This window comes from Paenibacillus sp. cl141a (assembly GCF_900109305.1).
In the GTDB taxonomy this organism is placed as follows: domain Bacteria; phylum Bacillota; class Bacilli; order Paenibacillales; family Paenibacillaceae; genus Paenibacillus_AQ; species Paenibacillus_AQ lautus_A.
Genome location: NZ_FNZO01000003.1, coordinates 44,249 through 66,334 on the forward strand (window position 1 = coordinate 44,249; position 22,086 = coordinate 66,334).

At 52.0% G+C, this 22,086-nt stretch carries 19 protein-coding genes; 14 read left to right on the plus strand and 5 right to left on the minus strand.

The features are described 5' to 3' along the window. The first annotated feature begins 119 nt into the window (after positions 1–119). The 9 genes from BMX45_RS10185 to BMX45_RS10225 all read left to right on the plus strand — a co-directional run bounded on the left by BMX45_RS10185 (position 120) and on the right by BMX45_RS10225 (position 9,934). Complete coding sequence (locus BMX45_RS10185) at positions 120–1,091, plus strand: D-alanyl-D-alanine carboxypeptidase family protein (RefSeq protein WP_090909582.1); 972 nt, start codon at positions 120–122, stop codon at positions 1,089–1,091. Positions 1,092–1,332: 241 nt separating this feature from the next. After that, complete coding sequence (locus BMX45_RS10190) at positions 1,333–2,319, plus strand: LCP family protein (protein WP_090909583.1); 987 nt, start codon at positions 1,333–1,335, stop codon at positions 2,317–2,319. Between the two features lie 232 nt (positions 2,320–2,551). After that, a complete protein-coding gene (locus BMX45_RS10195) occupies positions 2,552–2,986 on the plus strand; it encodes a CBS domain-containing protein (RefSeq protein WP_009591456.1) in 435 nt (144 codons plus the stop codon). Positions 2,987–3,245: 259 nt separating this feature from the next. Further along, the gene (locus BMX45_RS10200; RefSeq protein WP_175320760.1) at positions 3,246–3,548 is read left to right on the plus strand and encodes a MazG-like family protein; all 303 of its coding nucleotides are present in this window, start codon (positions 3,246–3,248) and stop codon (positions 3,546–3,548) included. Continuing rightward, a complete protein-coding gene (locus BMX45_RS10205) occupies positions 3,545–4,471 on the plus strand; it encodes a DUF2232 domain-containing protein (protein WP_254778021.1) in 927 nt (308 codons plus the stop codon). The genes BMX45_RS10200 and BMX45_RS10205 overlap by 4 nt, the downstream gene beginning before the upstream one ends. An 11-nt stretch (positions 4,472–4,482) precedes the next feature. Then, positions 4,483–6,483 (plus strand): DHH family phosphoesterase, encoded by a 2,001-nt coding sequence (locus tag BMX45_RS10210; protein ID WP_090909585.1) that lies wholly within the window; start codon positions 4,483–4,485, stop codon positions 6,481–6,483. Beyond that, positions 6,480–6,923, plus strand: coding sequence for a 50S ribosomal protein L9 (gene rplI, locus BMX45_RS10215; protein ID WP_015738107.1), 444 nt, complete (start codon positions 6,480–6,482; stop codon positions 6,921–6,923). The genes BMX45_RS10210 and rplI overlap by 4 nt, the downstream gene beginning before the upstream one ends. A 1-nt stretch (position 6,924) precedes the next feature. After that, the gene (gene dnaB, locus BMX45_RS10220) at positions 6,925–8,289 is read left to right on the plus strand and encodes a replicative DNA helicase (RefSeq protein WP_015738106.1); all 1,365 of its coding nucleotides are present in this window, start codon (positions 6,925–6,927) and stop codon (positions 8,287–8,289) included. A gap of 355 nt (positions 8,290–8,644) precedes the next feature. Then, a complete protein-coding gene (locus BMX45_RS10225) occupies positions 8,645–9,934 on the plus strand; it encodes an adenylosuccinate synthase (protein ID WP_009591501.1) in 1,290 nt (429 codons plus the stop codon). Between the two features lie 439 nt (positions 9,935–10,373). Here the strand turns inward: BMX45_RS10225 and BMX45_RS10230 are convergent, their stop codons facing one another. From BMX45_RS10230 to BMX45_RS10245, 4 genes are all read right to left on the minus strand, one after another. After that, positions 10,374–11,072, minus strand: a complete 699-nt coding sequence (locus tag BMX45_RS10230) for an ABC transporter ATP-binding protein (RefSeq protein ID WP_090909586.1) — start codon at positions 11,070–11,072, stop codon at positions 10,374–10,376. Then, positions 11,072–12,172 (minus strand): ABC transporter permease, encoded by a 1,101-nt coding sequence (locus BMX45_RS10235; protein ID WP_090909587.1) that lies wholly within the window; start codon positions 12,170–12,172, stop codon positions 11,072–11,074. The genes BMX45_RS10230 and BMX45_RS10235 overlap by 1 nt, the downstream gene beginning before the upstream one ends. A gap of 119 nt (positions 12,173–12,291) precedes the next feature. Beyond that, entirely contained in the window at positions 12,292–13,671 is a 1,380-nt protein-coding gene (locus tag BMX45_RS10240; protein ID WP_090909588.1) for a sensor histidine kinase, read from the minus strand. Next, positions 13,668–14,345, minus strand: a complete 678-nt coding sequence (locus BMX45_RS10245; protein WP_090909589.1) for a response regulator transcription factor — start codon at positions 14,343–14,345, stop codon at positions 13,668–13,670. The genes BMX45_RS10240 and BMX45_RS10245 overlap by 4 nt, the downstream gene beginning before the upstream one ends. A 253-nt stretch (positions 14,346–14,598) precedes the next feature. Between BMX45_RS10245 and BMX45_RS10250 the strand changes: the two genes are divergently transcribed. Beyond that, positions 14,599–15,285: a hypothetical protein gene (locus tag BMX45_RS10250; RefSeq protein ID WP_090909590.1), complete on the plus strand. Its 687-nt coding sequence runs from the start codon at positions 14,599–14,601 to the stop codon at positions 15,283–15,285. Positions 15,286–15,591: 306 nt separating this feature from the next. Further along, on the plus strand, positions 15,592–17,133 hold the full coding sequence (locus BMX45_RS10255; protein WP_254778022.1) for a peptidoglycan DD-metalloendopeptidase family protein: 1,542 nt from the start codon (positions 15,592–15,594) through the stop codon (positions 17,131–17,133). Between the two features lie 414 nt (positions 17,134–17,547). Here BMX45_RS10255 and BMX45_RS10260 read toward each other — a convergent pair whose 3' ends face one another. Beyond that, positions 17,548–17,844: a hypothetical protein gene (locus BMX45_RS10260; RefSeq protein WP_090909592.1), complete on the minus strand. Its 297-nt coding sequence runs from the start codon at positions 17,842–17,844 to the stop codon at positions 17,548–17,550. A gap of 388 nt (positions 17,845–18,232) precedes the next feature. On the opposite strand from BMX45_RS10260, the gene yycF reads away from it, so the two are divergent. The 3 genes from yycF to yycH are packed head-to-tail and all read left to right on the plus strand — an operon-like array spanning position 18,233 to position 22,064. After that, positions 18,233–18,964, plus strand: a complete 732-nt coding sequence (gene yycF, locus BMX45_RS10265) for a response regulator YycF (RefSeq protein WP_090909593.1) — start codon at positions 18,233–18,235, stop codon at positions 18,962–18,964. Then, a complete protein-coding gene (gene walK / locus BMX45_RS10270) occupies positions 18,964–20,793 on the plus strand; it encodes a cell wall metabolism sensor histidine kinase WalK (RefSeq protein ID WP_015738098.1) in 1,830 nt (609 codons plus the stop codon). Before yycF ends, walK begins: the two co-directional genes overlap by 1 nt. Further along, a complete protein-coding gene (gene yycH, locus BMX45_RS10275) occupies positions 20,790–22,064 on the plus strand; it encodes a YycH family regulatory protein (RefSeq protein WP_090909594.1) in 1,275 nt (424 codons plus the stop codon). The genes walK and yycH overlap by 4 nt, the downstream gene beginning before the upstream one ends. Positions 22,065–22,086 lie beyond the last annotated feature (22 nt).

Sequence of the window (22,086 nt, forward strand, 5' to 3'; positions counted from 1 at the left end):
GGTCTTTTTCGTTTTCCTGACACAGTCGTTTCATTTACAAAAATTTCTAAACAGAAAATTCAAAAAAAAGCAGACCAAATGCCTCTTTCAACCGTCTATAACTATGGAGGGCTAATTCTATGAAAAAACGGTGGCTTTGGCTGGTCATGATGTTGCTAATTATCGTCCCCATAGGGGCGGTTGTCATAGGAAATATAGAACGAGCGGGGTTTAAACCGAAGGTCGACGCGCGAGCCGTCGTCTTAATGGATTTAAACACCGGGCGTATTTTGCTCAGCGAGAATGGCGACGTACCCTTACCGCCTGCTAGCATGTCCAAACTGATGACCGAATTGGTCATACTGGATGAAATTAAGACCGGGAAGAGATCCTGGGACGATGAAGTCAAAATAAGCGATACCGCAAGTGATGTCAGAGGCGTTAAAATCGCCTTGAAGCCCGGCGAAATTTTGACGGTTCGCGAATTGTTCCAGAGCATAACGGTTTATTCCGCCAATGATGCGTCCGTGGCGCTTGCCGAGCATTTTGCGGGCTCCGAGGAAGCGTTCGTCCGGAAGATGAATGCCAAGGCCAAAGAGATTGGCTTATCCAGCGCCACCCATTTCGTGAACGCATCAGGCGTCGAGCAGGGCACCGCCAATGGTCACGCCTGGTCATCGGATGGAGAAACGGTAATGACTGCAGAAGATACGGCTAAACTAGCCGCACATCTCATTAGAAGCCATCCGGATATTCTAAGCACTTCCAGCAAAACGCAGACGAAGATAAGCGGACGCAATTTATATTTGAGCAACACCAATTGGATGCTGCCCTCGCTTGGCGGTCCATATTCCTACGAAGGCACCGATGGATTAAAAGCAGGGTACACGGCGAATGCAGGGTACTGCTTTACGGGAACAGCCGAGAAGCAAGGCAGCCGGCTTATTGCCGTTGTCATGGGTACCGAATCCAAAGAAGCAAGGTTCGAAGAGACGCGAAAGCTGTTCGATTACGGATTTTCTAAAACCTTGACGTGGAGAGAGCGGCTGGATGACTGGTTCCAATATTCGGGGACCGCAGCCACTCGTCAGCATGTGAACAGACCGGTTTAACGAATCAATGAGGATTTGGTAGATTTATAGAACTGCCCGTGAAGGGTTCACATTTGACAATATTCTGGTTTACAATAGATGATGTGTTGCAACTGACCTACTAGTATGAAGTGAGTCAACGGGAGGAGTTCCCGTTTAATAAGAGAGGAGGGTGAGCCAAGCAGCTTAGGGTGCAAGCAAAGACCTTTAACGATCTGACTTATCCATTAATTTATTTTATAATAAAGAAGGAATTGAACTCATGAAGAGGAAATCATTATATATTACGCTCGCTGTTGTCATATTGCTGGGCTCTTCCGCATTTCTGTTCAGAACGCAGCTTGCGGTCGTGGCATTTGATCTGTTTATGGCAAAGGACGTAGAGGAATCATTACAGAAATCGTATAAGCCGCTTCAGAGCGACAAGACGCCTGAACCGGTCGTACTCCAGAGCAAGCCGTTCTCGGTCATGCTGCTGGGAAGCGACCAGCGGGAAGACGAGCCGGCTCGTTCGGACACGTTGATCTATGCGGTTGTACGTCCCATGGAGTCCAAAGTGCTCCTAATCTCGGTACCGCGGGATACGTACGTCGATATTATCGGCAAGGACAAGAAAGACAAGATCAACCATGCGTTTGCATTTGGCGGTCATCAAATGGCGAAAGATACGATGGAAGCATTTTTCGATGAGGAACTTGATTATTATGCCTCCATTAATTTTCAAGGCTTGAAGGATGTCGTTGACGCCATTGGCGGCGTCGAGTTGCCGATCCGCAAGGATATCGTCAACAAAGGCAGGGATCATGAGAAATTCACGATTGAAGCCAACAAGCCGATTTACAATGGCGAGGAAGCCTTGAATTATGTCCGTTATCGTGAAGATAGCGACTTTAATCGGGCGAAGAGACAGCAAGTATTTTTGGATGTAGCGGCTAAGCGGGTCATGAAGCTGGATCAGATCGGCAAGGTGCCTGAACTGATCCAGATCATGGGAGATAATTTCCAGACCGATATGCAGCCTAAATTCATTATTGACCTGGCGAAGCAGATGCTGACCGGGGGGAAAGTGGATATGACCAGCTATACGATCATGGGAGAAGGCATGAAAATTAACGGCATCTATTATAATGAGGCCGACATGGAGGACGTGCAGGAAGCCCGCGATCTAATCGACAACTGGATGAACCCAGATACGCCGGCAGACCAGCTGCTGCAGCCTAAAGATGCAGAGAAACAGAAATTGCAATAACATAAACACCGGTACATCCGAATGATGTCATAGTACGTTGCTTCATCTCAATCAGCAGTCCGGATTGCCTGGCTGCTGATTTTGTGCCCTATACAAGGGAATCGAAACGACGGAGTTAACGTATGTATGAGTATGGATAGGGGAAGGAGTAACCTGCATACCAAGCTTTTGGATCAGGAAGGTTACTTAACATGACTCCATGAGGTTGGAGTCATAAGGAGGATAATGCATTATGAATATCGCTTTTTTTCTATTACCGAAGCAGGAAGTGATTTGTTTAACGCTGGACTCCACGCTCAGGCAGACGCTGGAACGGATGGAGTTTCACCGGTACACGGCGGTGCCCGTGCTGGATAAGAACGGGCAATATGCAGGCACCGTAACCGAAGGCGATCTGTTATGGCATATGAAGAACTCGGAAGGCAAAATCACTTTTGAGAACGCTTCGAAATTTTTGCTGAAGGATGTTCCGTTCCGCATGGATATCAAGCCGGTATCGATCGATGCCCGGATGGAGGATCTGATTAATTTGGCCAAGGTACAGAACTTTGTGCCTGTGGTGGACGACATGAACCGATTTATCGGGATTGTCCGCAGAAGCCTAATCATCGAGTACTGCGAACGCTTTGTTTCCAAGGAGACGATGGAATCCCAAGGGGCAACATAATCAAGCAGGAACGAAACAACAAAGGGCGTGGGACCACGGGGACATCGTGGGTAACACGTCCTATTTCTATAGAATCGGGGCAGTAGCTGGCATGCAGGGGAATAACCGGTGGCCATTTGGAGTACAAAGAGAAGGTAAGTTATCTCTGCCATGGGGAATAAGGTTGGACAGGGTGCCCTAGGGCCTTTGTGTGGGCGGCTTTTTTTTATGCTATAATGGAGAATAAAGCTGTTTTCAGGGAGAGATGGATATGCCGAATATGCCGAAGGACTTGGATGTAGCGAAACGCGCCAAAGTGATTGAATGGCTTAAAACCGAAGTAATTGATCATGTATCCCGGTTATTCAAAGCTCTATGGGAAGGCAGCACTACAAAGGTTGGAGACAGTTTGGCAAGCCTGATGATGAGCTCCTACATACTGGGCCGAAGGCTCGGCTTGACCTATCGGGATTTGGACGATCTCTTGTTGGAGAAATTGAAAAAGCATAAGCAGGAAGGACATCAGCTGGAGGATTGGTACCAGGATATTTCCGCGCTCGAAGAACATTTGCGTAAGAGGTGAACATATTGAAATTGCGCTGGACTACGGCGGTATGGAGCGTTGTATATTTGCTGCTGCTGCTGTCACTACTCACACCCTTTTCGATCGTAACGGCTTTCTTGTTGGTTCTGCCGGTTGCGATTCTGTTTACGGCTTTGAATACAAAATCATTTATCATGCATGTGGTGCCGGTGTGGCTGATTGCTCTTCTGATTCATCCCATTTATTTACTGCTCGCGATCTATTTTGCCATTCCGGGGATCGTGATGGGGTATTTATACCGGAAACGGAAGGCAGCCATGCAGGTGCTGAAGTATGGCATGGCCGTCATGCTGGTGGAACTGCTTGTCCTGCTGATGATCGGCACGGCCTTCTTCCAATTGAACCTGTCGGAATATGTGGATGAGATCGTAAAGATGACGACCGCTCCGCTTACCGAGATGGGTGTTGAAGGCGGCCTGGGCGGCCAGTTCCTTGGCACCGAACTCGATACACAACTCATTAAAGATCAAACGATGCGTTTGGTACCGTTCGCGATGATTATCAGCTCGTTCCTTATGACGGTGGTCACCCATGCTTTGGCACGGCCCACCCTCAGCAGCATGGGCTTATCCGTGCCGCGGCTGAAGCCAGCCAGAGAATGGATGCTCCCGCGTTCACTGATCTGGTACTACCTGCTCATTTTCTTCATCAACATAGCAACCGTCAATTCGGACAATACCTTCATGAAGATGATAGTGGCCAACGCTACGCCGTTGCTGCAGATCTGCTTCATGATTCAAGCGCTGAGCTTCTTCTATTATTTGGCACACGAGCGGAAGTGGCATCCCATCGCGCCGCTTTTGACGGCCATACCGATTGTTCTGTTCCCGCCGGCAATGATTATCGGAATCCTGGATCTGGCGTTCCCACTTCGTCAGGCATTTAGTAAAAACAAAAGATAGGGTGATGAGTCATGCCTAAATTTCTGCAGAAACGCTGGCACGGCTATCATACCGTCTGGGCGTTTGCGCTGGTGCTTCTGCTTGTTATTTTTCTGTCGTTCTACAATACGATCCTGGGACTGGTCGGGCTGCTGCTTGCGGTGGTAGGCGGCTACGCGATGCTGAAGGCGGAGATGAAGTTTCGCCGCGAGCTGGTGGATTATATCGGAGATCTGTCGTTTCGGATTCAGCGGGTCGAGGGCGAAGCGGTCAGCGTGCTGCCATTTGGCATTGTGCTGTACAGCGAGGATAAGACCGTGGAATGGCATAACCGATTCGTAGTCAATATGTTTCCCCAACAGCCGCTGGTTGGCGCTTCCTTGCAGGAGCTGTTCCCCGAGCTGGTGACAGCGCTAAAGGAAATCCAGGAGAAGAAGGATAGCAAAGAGAAGCCGCCGAAGGAAATTCGGCTGGAGATTTCCCATGAGGATAAGTACTATGGAGCCACGGTCATTCCGGATGAGCGACTCATTTATCTGGATGAGATCACCGAGCTGGCGGTGCTCAGGCAGCAGTACGAGGATGAGCGGCTGGCCTTGGGCATTATCATGATGGATAACATCGATGAGGCCTCGCAGGGAATGGATGATCAACAGCGGACGGCACTCATTGCAAAGGTCACCAGCGAGATAACGAATTGGGCCCGGGAGTTCAATGTCTACTTACGGAGGCTCTCCTCGGACCGCTATTTGATGATGCTGAACCACAGGTCGCTCGATGCGCTGGAGAACAGCCGTTTTCTCATCCTGGACGAAGTCCGGGAGATGACGGCCGATCTGAAGGTACCGCTTACGCTGAGCGTCGGTCTTGCCTTCGGTTCAGACGATATCACGGAGCTGGGACAGCTAGCCCAATCCAGTCTGGATATGGCACTGGGCCGGGGCGGAGATCAGGCCGCTGTCAAAGCCGGCCAAAGGCTCTCCTTCTATGGCGGTAAATCCAACGCGGTAGAGAAACGAACGCGCGTAAGAGCGCGAGTCATTTCCCATGCGCTGCGCGATTTGATGCAGGAGAGCGACAAAGTGATCATCATGGGCCACAAGCTGCCGGATATGGACGTGGTCGGCGCTGCGATCGGCATCCTGAAAGCAGCCCAAATGTATAAAGTCGAGGCTTATATCGTGATGGAGGGAATGAATCCGTCCATTTCGAGGATTATGGAAGAGGTCCGCAAGGATGACGCCTTGATGAGCCGATTCATCTCCACCGAACAATCGATGCAGATGATGACGGAGCACACGCTGCTCGTTGTCGTGGATACCCATAAAGCCTCCATGACGATGGAGCCGAGGCTGGTTCATCGCGCAAGCCGGGTGGTCGTGATGGATCATCACCGGCGCGGCGAAGAATTTATTAATGACGCGGTGCTGATCTATCTTGAGCCGTATGCCTCTTCAACCTGCGAGCTGGTGACGGAGGTGCTGCAATATATTCATGACCGGGTATCCCTTACTCCGGTTGAGGCGACGGCCTTGCTGGCAGGGATTACGGTGGATACCAAGCATTTTGCCCTCCACACGGGATCAAGGACGTTCGAGGCAGCCGGGTTCCTGCGGCGTCACGGAGCGGACACCATGATGATTCAGCGGGTGCTCAAGGAAGATCTGACAGAATTTATAGCGAAGGCAGAAATCGTGAAACATGCTAAAATGGTATTTGACCATATCGCTATCGCGGTGGCGAAGAGCGGGGAGCCCATGCCGCAGCTGCTCATTGCTCAAGTGGCGGATATGCTGCTGAATATGACGGATGTGCAGGCATCCTTTGTCATTAGCGAGCGCACCGACGGCAAGATTGGCATTAGCGCCCGTTCGATGGGCAAGATGAATGTTCAGATGATTATGGAACGTCTCGGGGGAGGCGGACATTTAACGAACGCCGCAGTACAACTGGATACGACGCCTGAGAAAGCCGAGGAGAAGTTGATGGAGGTACTGAAGGACATCGAAGCGAAAGAGGGGTTATTTGAATGAAAGTCATTTTCATAAAAGATATGAAGGGTCAAGGTAAGAAAGGCGAAGTGAAGGAAGTTTCGGAAGGATATGCAACAAACTTCCTGATTCCGCGGGGAGTTGCTCGTCCGGCTACCGACGGGAACATGAAAACGCTGGAGCAGCAGCAGGCCTCCGAGGAGAAGCGCAAGGCGCAGGAGAAGGAAGAGGCGCAGGCGCTCGGCAAGAAGCTGGAAGAGATGACGGTGGTTCTGAAAGCCAAAGCTGGAGAGGGCGGACGTCTGTTCGGCGCCATTACCAGCAAACAAATTGCGGAAGCATTGGCAGGACAGAAGATTAAAATCGACAAACGCAAAATTGAGCTTAGCGACCCGATCCGCAGCCTGGGCGTTACCCAGGTTCCGGTGAAGCTGCATCCTGACGTCAAGGCGACGCTCAAGGTTCAAATTACGGAGGAGTAATATGGGAGGAGAACTCTATTTCGATCGGGTCCCCCCGCAGAACCTTGAGGCAGAGCAGGCCGTGCTGGGTGCCATTCTGCTGCAGAGTGAAGCGCTGATCACGGCGATGGAGCGGGTGCAGGCTGAAGACTTCTACGATAAATCACATCAGATGATTTATGAAGTCATGGTGCAGCTCGGGGAAGGCAATCAACCGATCGATCTGGTGACCCTTACATCTCTTCTGCAAGATAAAGGACAGCTGGAAGAGATCGGTGGAGTCAGCTATTTAGCGAAGCTGGCCCATGCCGTCCCGACGGCTGCGAACGTGGATTATTACGCCCAAATCATCGAAGAGAAATCGATGCTGCGGCGTTTGATCCGAACGGCAACCCAGATTGTCAGTGAAGGCTATACCGGAGGAGAAGATGTATCCGGTATGCTCAGCGAGGCGGAGCGCCGCATTCTGGAGATCTCCAATCGACGCACGGGCAGCGGGTTTATTGCGATCCGCGACGTGCTGATGGAAGTCTTCGAGAAGGTGGAGGTCCTTCATCAGAACCGGGGGAATACGACAGGGATTCCTTCCGGCTTTGTGGATCTGGACAAAATGACAAGCGGATTCCAGCGCAACGACTTGATTATCGTGGCGGCTCGTCCTTCCGTAGGTAAAACGGCCTTCGCACTGAATATCGCCCAGAACGTGGCCATTCGCGCCAAGGAAACGGTAGCCATTTTCAGTCTGGAGATGTCCGCGCCACAGCTCGTTCAGCGTATGATCTGTGCCGAGGCGAACCTCGATGCGGGCGTGATGCGGAACGGCGATTTCAAAGGCGATGAGGATTGGTCCAAGCTCACGATGGGCATCGCCGCTTTATCCGAAGCGGAGATTTACATTGATGATACACCTGGCGTCACGGTAGCCGATATCCGTGCGAAGTGCCGCCGTTTGAAAAAAGAGAAGGGGCTCGGCATGATTCTGATCGATTACCTCCAGCTCATTCATGGGCGCGGCAAGCCCGGAGAGAACCGGCAACAGGAGGTATCCGAAATCTCGCGTACGCTTAAGCAAATTGCCCGTGAGCTCGAAGTGCCGGTCATCGCGCTGTCTCAGCTCAGCCGGGGCGTGGAGCAGCGTCAGGACAAGCGTCCGATGATGAGTGACCTGCGGGAATCCGGTTCGATCGAGCAGGATGCCGACATCGTTGCGTTCTTATACCGGGATGATTATTACAATCAGGAAACCGAGAAGAAGAATATCATTGAGATCATCATTGCCAAACAGCGTAATGGTCCCGTAGGCACGGTGGAATTGGTCTTCCTTAAGAACTTTAATAAATTCGTTAATTACGAGCGAACGCATGCCGATGCCTTTGCCGCCGGGTAACGACGGTATTCACCCTTAGCCGGGCTTTCATGGTTGCTTAATGAAACAGGAAGCCCTAAAAGTAAAGTTCGGAGATCAGGCCAATACCTGCCGCTCGCTGTAAGTATAGGGCATTTCTTATACCAGTTCCCCGAATAATATGGTTATCAATCGATAATCTCGTCCTAATTCCGAACAATCGTACACACTGATGTGCGATTGTTCGTTTTTGTATTTGACTTTAAAAATGGGGACTGTTACACTGGTATTGCTGCTTTAGTGCAGTGAGGTTGAACTTTAATCAGCATGCAGAGATTTATTTCATCAGTGTTACGCGAAATCATAAGGGTGTAACAGCCCGGGCGGAGGAATGAATATGTCAACGGTAGTCGTTGTGGGAACACAATGGGGAGATGAAGGGAAAGGGAAAATCACGGATTATTTGGCGGAAAGCGCCGACGTGGTAGCCCGTTACCAAGGCGGCAACAATGCCGGCCACACCATTCTGATTGACGGTAAAAAATTCAAGCTTAGCTTGATTCCATCCGGAGTATTCTATAAAGACAAAACCTGTGTAATCGGTAACGGTATGGTCGTTAACCCGGCTGCACTCATTGAAGAGATTAATTATATTCATGATAACGGGTTCAGCACGGACAATCTGGTAATCAGCGATCGTGCTCATGTTATCATGCCTTATCATATGGTATTGGATGCTCTGGAAGAGGACCGCAAAGGTCCGAACAAAATCGGTACAACGCGCAAGGGGATCGGCCCTTGCTACATGGATAAAGCGGCACGCAACGGCATCCGGATCGCAGATCTGATGGATGCGGAAGAGTTCGAATTGAAGCTTCGCCATCTGGTGAAGGAGAAGAACCAAGTGATTACTCAGGTGTACGGTGGGGAAGCGCTTGATGTTGAAGAGATACTGACGCAATACCTGGAGTACGCCGAGGTTATTCGTAAATATGTGCGCGACACTTCCGTTGTCTTGAATGATGCCATCGATGAGAATCAAAAGGTATTGTTCGAAGGCGCGCAGGGCGTCATGCTGGATATCGACCAAGGTACGTACCCGTTTGTTACATCTTCGAATCCTTCTGCAGGCGGCGTCTGCATCGGTTCCGGCGTAGGGCCGTCGAAGATTCAACAAGTCATCGGTGTGGCCAAATCCTATACGACGCGTGTAGGAGACGGACCATTCCCAACGGAGCTGGATAATGAAATCGGCGAATATATCCGTGAAAAAGGACATGAGTACGGCACGGTAACCGGGCGTGCTCGTCGCGTAGGCTGGTTCGACAGCGTAGTTGTGCGCCATGCCCGTCGCGTAAGCGGAATTACCGGCCTGTCCCTGAACTCGCTGGATGTGCTCAGCGGACTGGAGACCGTGAAGATCTGTACCGCATATAAATTCCGCGGTGAGGAGATTACGCACTACCCGGCCAGCTTGAAAATGTTAGCCGAGTGCGAAGCCATCTATGAAGAGCTGCCAGGATGGAGCGAAGACATTACCGGCGCGAAGACGCTGGAGGATCTGCCTGAGAACACTCGCCGTTATGTTGAGCGGGTATCCGAGCTGACCGGCATTCCGATTGCCATCTTCTCCGTCGGCCGCAACCGGGAGCAGACGAATCAAGTGCTGCCGATTTATGAGAAGTAATCAAGCGTTGGACCAAGAATAGAGAGAGTGAAAGTTCAACCTTAAGATATGTGAAATACACCCGCCGAAGATAGGGTTCGGCGGGCTTTTTTATGGCTGTGAAAGATCCGGGATAGGAGATGGCTTTCGAGTATACCATCGCTGGTCAATAGGTAGAAGAATTTGTCCCTTCAGCTAAAGAATATTATCCCCTAGTCATCCGCCCATCCACCCTATAATGGAGATAGACATAGAGGGCAGCACGCTGATCATTTGGAATTGGGGCTAAAAACAGCGGATGAATGCAGTCAGATCCATGTAGGGGGGACAGAAGCCATACGAACCATCGAATAGACGTATGGCCTTCTTGAGCGCTGGACAAGGTACACGGCGGTCCAGCATAGTAAAAAACCGGATTCATCGACTAGGTTGCCTAGGGATGAATCCGGTTTTTGTCATGCTACAACACAATCGGCTGCGTTCGTTCGGACAGCTTGCCGTCCTCGATATAGACAACCCGGTCACATAGATCCAGCATGCGCTTGTCATGCGTGACCATGATGGCAGCTTTCCGGCGCAGCTTCACCTCATCGGCGAGCATTTGAACGACCGTCCGGCCGCGCTCGGAATCCAGACTTGCCGTCGGCTCGTCTGCCAATATGAGCTCCGGATCGTTCATCCATGCCCGGGCAATGGCAACCCGCTGCCGTTCGCCGCCGGACAGGCTCTCGGGATGGCGAGACTTGCGATGCGACAAGCCCAGCCGGTGAAGCAGATCATCCGCCCGACGCTGCGGCTCCTGGCCGTGCTGGTTAGCCAGCTTGGCCATCAAGAGCAGCTGATCGCGGACCGTCAGATACGGAATGAGGTTGGAAGATTGAAAGACAAAACCGATATGGCGCAGCCGCAGCTGATTCATTTGTTTGGCGGGGAGCCGGGTGACCTCCTGATCGCCCATCCATATTCGTCCCCGGGTAGGGGATAGCAGTGCCCCGGCAATGGAGAGAAAGGTGCTTTTGCCCGAACCGGAAGGTCCGACCACCGCGACAAATTCTCCACCCTTGATATCCAGTGAAATGTTGTCCAGTACTTTAGCTGAGGTTTCCCCGTCACCGAATTCTTTGCTCACCTGATCCATCAACAGCTTGGATGATGTCATTATGCAGCCCTCCCTATAGCTTCGATTGCATCGATCTTGATGACCCGATATAGCGACAATAGCGATCCCATCAGGGAAACCGCCAGGAACAGCAAGGAACAGAGCAGAACGACCGAAGGCGTTAGCGAAAACGGCACGATGCCGGACAACAGGAGCGAAACCCCGTACGTCAGGCCGATGCTGATCGCAAGACTGACGATGGTAAGGGTAAGGACCTGAAAGATCAGACTCCTCACCAGATAACCGGTCCCCGCGCCGATGGCTTTCAGGACGCCGAACTGATTTATTTTCTGAATCGTCATGACGTAAAAGAACACGGCCAGCACGAAGGCTGCAATCACAAACAGGAACACAATCATCATGGTGAGAGAACCCTGCTCCTCCTGAAAACCGGGAATCCCCTGCAGGGCTTCCTCTTTCGTGATCATCTCGATGCCGGATACGTCCCGGACCAAGGCTTCCTTCTGCTCCGGAGTTCCATTCCAAGCGATGGCATTATAGATAGGCGCTGGCTTCGCCGGGTTTGGCTGAAGCGCCTTCCACCCCTCAAAATTCATGTGAATGACCGGGGCATGACTGAAGGATTGTCCCTCCGTAAAGGCAGCAATCGTAAACGTGGCGCCTGTAGCCTGATCCACGATCCGGTCGCCCAGCCGGTACCCGTCCTCTTTCAAGGAGCGGTCGGCCATCACAAGGTCTGCATCCGTATTGCTAATCATCGTGCCTTCAACGACTCGGGGTGCCAGCATGCTCTCCACATCAATGGCAAAAAAAGCTACATCGAATTTGGCCGCGGAGCCTTCCTTGGTCAAGGTGTTCATGTGTACTCCGAGCGGAGTGGCCGGGTTTCCACCCGGGCGGCTCTGCACTTCGTTCCAGATCTCGCCGGTTAGTACGGAACGATTGATCCGATGATCGGACTCCTCCTGAAGCACCAGGTAGTCGGCTTTCATATTTTGTATGGAAGAGGCGTTATCGGAGGAGAGCCCCTGAGCCAATCCCGTGACGAACAGGACGAGCCAGGCAATCAGTACCATAATGAAGCCAATCAACAGATAGCGCAGCTTCGCATGTTGAAGTTCACGCAGTGCAAGAAACATGTTTCTCATCTCCATTCCTGATCATTAAGCGGCACATCCCTCGGTTTTTAATCTCTGCGGGATATGCCCCAAGTATAGGAATGGAATATGAACAGAGCATGAACTTGAGATTAGGCTGTTTATACGTTAGGGAGGATCACGGAGAAGGTGGTTCCCTTTCCAGGCTGACTCGTGACCTCAATACGTCCGCCATGCAGTTCGACGATTTTCTGGGTAATGGATAAACCCAATCCGCTGCTGCCCTGGGAGCGGTCGCGAGCCTCATCCACGCGGTAGAAACGGTTGAAGATGTGGGGCAGATGCTCTGGCGGAATGCCAATGCCCGTATCGGAGATCTCGATGCGGCATTGTTTGTTGTGTTCGATCACACGCAGGGAGATGGCGCCCTCAGGTGCGGTGAATTTAATGCTGTTGGTGATGAGGTTCGTCCATACCTGATGCAGCAGCTGCTGATCGCCATAGACATAGGTCGGCGGCAGCGACATGTCGATGCTCAAATCTTTGCTGCGCCAGCTCCATTCGGTGTGGAACAGCACCTGCTTGATTTGCTCGGCCACGTCGAAGGTGGATTTATCGAGAATGTTCTCTTCCTTATCCAGGGACGCCAGCATAAGCAGCTGTTTGCTGAGCTGCGACATCCGGCGGCTTTCTGCCTCAATGATCGATAAATAATGCTGCTGCTGTTCCTCGGACAAGCGCTTGGTTTGCAGCGTCTGCGAGAAGCCCTGAATGGAGGCCAGCGGCGACTGGATTTCATGCGAGACATTGGATACAAACTCCTGGCGCATCTGCTCCAATTGCGCTAGTCCTTTGGCCATCTGGGAAAAATGGTCCGCAAGCTGCCCCAGCTCGTCACGCCGGCTAACGTTCAGCTTAATGTCATATTGGCCCTGCGCCACGCTCTGGGTGGCCTCGGTTAACTTCACGATCGGTTTCACGATATAGCGCGTAATAATGCCGACAAGCAGGATGCTCAGCAGGATGGCAATGACCATGATGATGGAGAAGAAGATACGCATCTCCCCGAACTGGACGGTAATATCGGGCCTGAGGAAGAGTGCGTGAGGGCTGCCTTCGACCTGGATGGGGATGCCGATGGAATTGCTTAGGACATTGTCGAAAAAGCCGGTAATGAACAGCTCCGACGGAAACTCCGCGATGCCATGGTACACCTTCCCGTTCAGCACCTGCCGAACCGTTTCGGGCGAAAGGTCCTGTTCACGGAACATGCCGCCGTAGAACCACTCCTTGCCATGATCGTTCACCAAATAGAATTGATAACCGAGCTGTCCGATGTGATGGAGATAATCGTGGATGTCCGTCCCCGGGTGGCTGCCATAAAAGTCCCCGATATCCTTGGCCATGGTGGTGACCTTCTGATCGTTAAAGGGCTTGAGATTGTATTGGTAGTACAGATTAGACAGTACAAAAGCAATCAAGCTGCTGATCACCATGATGGCGATGGTGGTGAGGACGATGCGCGAATAGAGGGTTTTCACTGCGGCGCCGCCTCCAATTTATATCCTACGCCCCGGATGGTCCGTATCCGGAAATCGCCGCCTCGGTCCGCGAAGCGTTCCCGGAGTCGTTTGATATGAACGTCAACGGTCCGATCATCTCCGTCAAAATCGGTTCCCCAGATGAGCTGAATCAGCTCCTCGCGCGAGAATGTCCGGTCCGGATAGCTCGCAAGCTGGGAGAGCAGCTCAAACTCCTTCATCGGCAGCATCAGTACCTTTCCGTGTCCTTGAACCTCGTAGCTTTTGCGGTCGATGGTCGTTTCGTTCAGACGGATTTTGTCTGCGCTGACCATTTGATACCGCCGCAGCAGGGCTTTGATTCGAAACAGCAGCTCCCTTGGTTCAAACGGCTTGGTTAAGTAATCATCCGTGCCTACGGCAAAACCTCTCTCCTTGTCTACAAGCTGATCCTTGGCGGTCAGCAGAATGACGGGAACATCATAATAACGCCGGATTTCTTCGCAGAGCTGATACCCGTCCTTGTTCGGCATCATGACATCCACGACAGCCAGGTGAACCTGTTTTTCCGCCAAAAGGGCAGAAGCTTCTTCCCCGTCAGCTGCAGTGAATACCGTGTATCCTTCGGTTTGAAGATGATACTGCAGGAGCTCTCGAATATGCGCGTCGTCATCTGCGATCAATATATGAATCATTGCTAGATTGACCTCCTTCATAAGCAGTTCCAATGACTATATATGTATCATACATTCCCTGGTGCGGTCGATGGAGCGCTCTATCGCATGGAAGTAGTGTGGCCTAAAAGGAACCGAACCATGAAATATATCAGATGAAGATAGAAAAATTGGCGATCCCCACGATTGAAGCGATACCGAGCGGTCAATACTGGAAAAAGAAAGCAATCATCGTCATGTCATTGCAGCATGCATGAGGAAGGAGGAGATACGGATGAAGTGGATGAAATGGCTGCTCAAAATCAGCTTGACCGCCATCCTGGTGAGCACGCTTACGATTGTGACCACGGGCATCGTCGTGAATGCCTATATTCAATCGGTGTTATCCAGTTTTAACATTCAACTGGAAGCGGAGCCGATGGGGGTGGGAGGTATTATGAAGTCGTTGCTGGGCGTGGGCTCCGGCACCAAGCCGGATGCGGGCAGTATCAATGCCGCGAAGGACAATCGCCAGTTGGAAGAAGATCAGGGCGCTGCGGACGATGAACGGGAATCGGAAGCCGGCACCGAAACGAATGGAGGGGCCAAGGAGGACGAAGAGACGAGTTCAGGATCAACGGGAACGTCAGGGGAGACTTCGAACGATGAAGAGGCACCGGATAATTCCCTGCCCGTCATGGGCACGAATACGTCAGAGTCCGGCCGCTCCTCCCTGGAAGGTCAGGAGATTGTCATGACACCGGGGGACATCGTGGACCGGAAGGACCGTTTGCCAACGGAGGAGAAGGAAGAGATTTTCACCATGCTGATGAACAAGCTGCCCCAATCCGAAATGCAGAAGATCTCCGAGGCGATGGAGGACGGTCTGACCGCTGCGGAGCTTGCGGAGATCGAGCAGGGCATATCCAAATATTTGAATCCGGAAGAATTCGATAAACTGATCACCATGCTCAAAGAATAACGGTATGACGGGTTTCAGGCAGGCTCTGTCACCGTTTTGTCACCGACATGCAAAAGCCCCATATTGGAAAATATCAGGAAACCCGCGCGGGGCGCGGGTTTTTCGCTATTTTCGTAAACTTGAAATGATTGTAAAGGCTATGTTAAAGTATACGAAGATCGAAAAGGTTAAAATTTTGATACCTTTTGACAGGTTGTGTCACATTCAATGCTAAGTCAGCACGTTCAGATGAACGAATAACGGATTCTTACATATGGACAAGGCTTAAAGGAGAGAGACATGAAAGGTTCTAAGGGGAAACGGTGGATGGACAGCATCTTGCGCAAGCAAGCGGCCGATCAGTCTACCCTCAATCACAACTCAAATCAGGAGTCCCCGATGTCGTCGAATCCGCCAAAGCGGGGGTGGACATCACCGCGCAGATGGATTTGGATGTCGGCAGGGGTATTGCTCATAGCAGGATCGATATATACCGGCGGAAAAGCTTACGTGAACGCGAATACAATTTCGTTCTATCATGTGTATGTCGATGGGAAATCGATCGGTACCATTCAAGAAGATGCCCAGCTTGACCAGCTGCTGAAAGCGAAGCAAAAGGAATATCAGGAGAAGTACCCTGATGTGCCCATGGTGCTTCATACCGACGGCATCACCACGAAGGCCGACCGTTCCTATAAACCGGTCGTGAACAGCGAGGAGACGCTTCATAAGCTGGATGGCATGCTGAAAGCATATGCCCGCGGCGTGGAGCTGAAGGTGGATGGCAAGACGGTGGCGATCGTGAAGGATCAACAGACGGCCAAGGCTGCCGTCGAAGCGGCTAAGCTGAAGTTCGCTCCGGCTGCTGCGCAAAAGGAGAAGACGCAGAGAGTCGCTTTCACGAAAACGTCCGCATCAGCATCGAGCCAGAAGAAGGATGACGCAAGCGGGCTCGAGTCCGTGGACATCAAGGAGAAGATTTCGCTTGCCAACACGAAGGCTGACCCGAACAAGGTGCTGGACGTGGAAGAAGCGGTCAAGGTGCTGACCGGCACGAAGGACAAGCCAGTGGTGTACACGGTGAAAGAGGGAGATACGATTTCCTCGATTGCGCAGCATTTTGGCATGAAGTCTGCTGACGTCATGGCGCTCAATCCCGGGCTCGAAGAGAAATACGTTCAGATCGGGGCCGAGCTGCAGGTGACGAAGCCGGAAGCACCGCTGACGGTCAGAACGGTGGAGACGGTGTCGGTGAAGCAGCCGAGCAAACCAGAGACGATCGTTCGCAAGAGCAGCGAGCTCCCGCTGGGCAAACGGAAGGTCGTCCGTCCCGGACAGGACGGCGTGAAGACGGTGGATTACATCGTGACCAAAGAGAACGGCAAGGTTATCTCCAAGCAGTGGACAGGCCAACAGGTGGTTCAGGAATCCCTGCCTGAAGTTGTGTATAAAGGCACCAAGGTAGCGCCGAAGAAAAAAGCGGCAACGGTGACCCAGAAGTCCAGCGGCAGCATGTTCGCTTGGCCGGTGAGCGGGGCGCGCATTACGAGCTCCTTCGGACATCGCTGGGGAAGAAGCCATGAGGGCATTGATATGGTTGGCGGAAGCACCATTATGGCAGCGGCCTCCGGAAGAGTGGTTTTCGCGGGTCAGCAGAGCGGTTACGGCAACGTCGTCATTGTCGATCACGGCAATGGATATCGCACGCTGTATGGGCATATGAGCAAGATTTCCGTCGGCAACGGCCAGTCTGTTGGACAAGGGTCCAAGCTTGGCGTCATGGGTAATACGGGCCGTTCCACCGGGACGCATCTGCATTTCGAAGTGCAAAAAAATGGAGTTGCCCAAAATCCGATGAAATATCTGTAGTTCTGTGTTATACTAGGTAAACCAATGCGACATAAGCCATTATTGGTTCATATATCATAATAGTGAAGATGGCCGCTCCTTAACGGGGGCGGCCATCTTTGCGTCTTGCAGGCGGTAATTTGGGGATGCGAAGGGGATATAAAGGGGATGTGGGGCAGAACGGGAAAATAGTCTGCAGTGGTGTCGTAAGCGGTGTCCTCCTCCGTCGCTGTTGAATTCGGAAAATAGGAATGCCGCTTACGATGAGATTTTCCGAATCCAAATGCGATCGCTGCCGCCCTCCGAATGACACCGCATGCTCCCTTACCTGTCGGATCCATCCCCGTGCACTCAAGCTAAGCTGCGAAGCGGGTGGCCGCCCCCTGAATCGGGACGGCCGAGGGAGGTGGTGTGGGTGGGAAACATCGATAAGAATCATTCTCTTTTGTAGGCGTAGACTAGGAGATTAACCAAAGATAGTATCACTACTGCAATAAACATATTAAAGGATACAGCGTCGCCGCCGATTCCTAATTCATCTGCAAGGTAACCTATTTGATAGGTCAGATGAGCGGATACTGCCAAACTCATAAGGGTAATTATTGCAATTGTAAAACCATTGATTACTTTATGGCGATTCCGAAAAATCATGATGAACAATGAGATGATCAGAATGAGGATAAACAGAATATATATGGGTCTAAAATGAGTAACTATATTTGTACTTTCCATCCATATAACTCCTCCTTGTATTTATAGATTGAGCTCCCATTCTTAACTTAAATAAAACGGATGAATCTCTCTCAAAGGGTGATTCCATGATAATCCAAAAAAGTTATGAATTTCAACAAGCGTACACGGTTATACAAGTGACGATTCTATCCTTATCATCATTCAATACGCACACTCAAAAAGCGAAGGGGAGCCGCGTTCTTAGGCCTAACCTGTTTTCAACATTATCATCAAAGTGGCTACCCCCAGAATCAGCACAGCCACGTTGGACCAGTGGGTGTGTAGCAACGGCAGGTGTGGTAAAATGAAAAGAAGACCGTTTAAGTGTGAGTTCAAAAAGGGACTTTTTTGAACATCCTCTTTAAGAAGGTATGAGGTGAACAGGAAGATGCAGGGAACCATTCTGGTGGTGGATGACGAACAGCCCATCGCCGATATTTTAAAGTTTAACTTGGAAAAAGAGGGCTATGAGGTCATCTGCGCCTTTGACGGCATTAGCGCCGTGGAGATTGCGCTCACGCAGCGGCCGGATTTGATGCTACTTGATTTGATGCTGCCCGGCAAAGACGGAATGGACGTGTGCCGCGAGGTACGTGCCGCTAACCTGCAGATCCCGATCATCATGCTGACGGCGAAGGACGGAGAGATCGACAAGGTGCTTGGACTTGAGCTCGGGGCGGATGATTACGTAACGAAGCCGTTCAGCACGAGAGAAATACTCGCACGCGTGAAGGCGCATCTGCGACGTCAGCAGAAGCCGGACAACACGGCGGATAACACAGGCGGCACAAATGCAGGCGGACAAGGCCTGCGGCTGTTTGAGCTGTTTATTGATACGGACATGTACATGGTATACAAAAGCGGGGAAGCACTCGATCTGACGCACCGCGAATATGAATTGGTGTATTATTTGGCCCGTAATGCCGGCAAAGTGATGACTCGGGAACATTTGCTGCAGGCGGTATGGGGCTTTGAATACTTTGGCGATGTGCGGACCGTGGACGTGACGATCCGCCGGCTTCGCGAGAAGATTGAAGAGAATCCGAGCAAACCGGAATATATCCTGACTCGGCGCGGACTGGGCTACCTGATGCGCAGCGCGAAAAACGGAGGCCTGTAATGAAGTGGCTGTCCTTCTTCCGCACCATCCAGGCGAAGGTCATCATTATTTATGTCCTTCTCATTCTGATCGCGATGCAGCTGATCGGGGTGTATTTTGTTAGTGCGATGAAGAACTCGCTGACCAGCAACTTCACGAAGGACTTGCAGGAACGCGCGGAGCTGATGTCGGTTCTGGCGGCCAAAACCCTTGGCGGCGAGAACGATACCGAGGAGGATCCGATCGAGAGCCTGCGCGTCATGGTGAACAATCTGTTCAACCTGAACGGCGCCGAAATCCAGGTGCTGGACTCCACCGGGCGGGTCCTGACCACATCGCTGCCCTCCCACGCCGATTATGTGAGCACCAAGAACACGCAGACGGTTGTCAGTCGGGCCTTGCAGGGAATACAGGATAATGAAGAGTACATCATCGACGATGATAATATCCGCAAAAAAGTGGTGGCCAAGCCCGTCATGTACAACGAAAAAATCGTCGGCGCGATATACATCGTAGCGAGCATGAGCGAGCTGTACAGCACGATGCAGCGGATCAACAATATTTTTATATCGGGCATTCTCTTGGCCCTCGGCTTGACCGCGGTGCTTGGCGTCATCCTGTCGCATACGATTACCCATCCGATCAAGGAGCTGACCAAGCACGCGCGGGCCGTCGCGGACGGCCGGTTTACCGAGAAAACGCCGGTATTCGGCAGCGATGAGATCGGCCAGCTCAGCCAGGCGTTCAACTATATGACCAGCCGTCTGCGCGAAGCTCTCTCGCAGAACGAAGAAGAGAAGGAGAAGCTTGCTTCGATCCTGACGAATATGAGCGACGGCGTGATCGCAACCGATGAAGCGGGACGTGTCATCCTGATGAACCGGCGCGCCGGCGAAATGCTGGGCGTGGAGGGGGAAGAACTGGCAGGACACGATATCGTGTCCCTGCTGGGCCTGGAAGAATCCGAATCCGAAGCCTTGGCGCGCGGCGAAGGCCATGATTCGAAGCTGCTTGAGATTACGCCGCGCGAGGGCGGGGAACCGTTCATGATGCGCGTGACCTTCACGCCGATTCACCGGCGGGAGATCGGCATCACGGGCACGATTGCCGTGCTGCAGGACGTTACCGAGCAGGAGAAGCTGGAGGCATCCCGGCGGGAGTTCGTGGCGAATGTATCCCATGAGCTGCGCACGCCGCTGACAACGATCAAGAGTTATACCGAGGCGCTGGAGGATGGCGCGCTGGAGGATAAACAGATGGGGCCGCGATTCGTCGGCGTCATCCAGAATGAGACCGGCCGGATGATCCGGCTGGTGACGGACCTGCTGCATTTGTCCCGGCTGGATTCCAAGGAGGCCGCTCTGCATAAGGAGCGGACGGACATCGTGGAGATGCTGGAGGATGTAGAGGACCGATTCTCTTTCCAAATGAAGCAAAAGCATATCCGCACTATTATTGAAGTGAAGCCGGGCGTATCCACGGCGATGCTGGACCGGGACGGCATTGATCAGGTTCTCGATAACCTGATATCCAACGCCCTTAAATATACGCCGGACGGAGGCACCATCACCATGGATGCAAGCATAACGGAGGAAGGCATGTTATCCTTATCCGTTAAGGATACCGGGATCGGTATTCCGAAGAAGGATCTGGACCGGATCTTTGAGCGCTTCTATCGGGTGGATAAAGCACGGACGCGCAATTTGGGCGGAACGGGCCTCGGTCTGTCCATTGCCCGGGAAATTGTCAGGGCACATGGGGGTTTCATTACGCTTCAATCCGAATTGGAGAAGGGCACCACGGTGACATTTACCTTGCCCCTTGACGATGAGGGGAGGGTGTTAGCGTGAAGGAGCGATTGAAGACCGTGCTGCTGGTCCTGTTGGTCGTTGGCAGCTTGGTACAAAGTTATGTGTTGATTTTCCGTTTTCCGGGCAGCGACTCGGTTGTGCAATCGAAGGACGCCTATATCCGAACCGAGGAGATGGGGCCGGAAGAGAAGCCCGAGAATCTCCTCTTTCCCGACAAAATGGTCATTCATCTGGGCGAAGACAAGCATACGGTGTTTTATCCGAACGATACGTTCTATAATCTCGTGTATAACCGGCTTAAAGGCCGGACCTTTGATAATTTCCAGCGGCGGATGGTCAGCAACATCGATTGGGCCAAGGTTCGTTCCGAGAATCGAGGCATTGAACTTAGCTTTGATTCGGGCATTCCGGTAACGCTGCTCCAGAGAGTGATGCAGATCGTCCCGGACACCCTGTTTGAAGGGGAAAGCATCAACAAAATGTGGTTGTACAGCGTGGAAGGCGAAGCGAAGATCCATGTCATGTTTTTCAGTACGGAAGGCGATGTCGTCTATGAAGCCGCCCAGGCGGATTTGACCGTACAGGACGTGGATCAGTTGGTGGACTTCGGGCTGAGCTGGACGCCGTATAAGATGGTGGATGGCCGGTATTATACCCCAGAGAAGGAGCTGAATATGGTCAGCGTTGAGCTGCCGATCGGGGAATATACGGTTGATCAAATGCAGCGCAGCCTGTTTTTTGACCCGAGCATCACCCGCAACATTCGGGAAAAAGACGGCTCCGAGATTTATACGGACAGTAAGCGGAGCCTCCAGGTGGACCAGGGACAGAAATGGATCAGCTATACCGATCCGGCTGCACCGCCATCCGGAGAGAGCAGTCCCGGCAAGGATGTGCTGTCCGCCATCGATTTCGTGAATCAGCATGGGGGCTGGAATGGCATATACAGGCTGGCTAAAGCGGGTGAATCCGAGGATCGGACGCTGGTGAAATTCCAACAATACTACGGCGGATTCCCGATCCTGAATACGCCAGGCTTCCAATATGGCGTCATGGAATTGGATTTGCAGCAGGGAACGGTAACCTCTTATGAGCGCTCGCTGTTATATCTCGAGCCGGCCTCTTTGAAGAAACAGATGGTAAAGCTTACGGGAGGCGAAGACTTGGAAGCAAAGCTGAAGCCTTACGAGGAGAGTGTGGTTACAGGTCTGGATCCCGCCTATTTGCCGGTGCTGACGGGAGATGGGCTGCTGCTGAAGCCGGTATGGGCTTTAAAGCTCCAGAACGGCTCGGTTGTCATACTCGAGTAATCATACGGGGTACATTGAATCA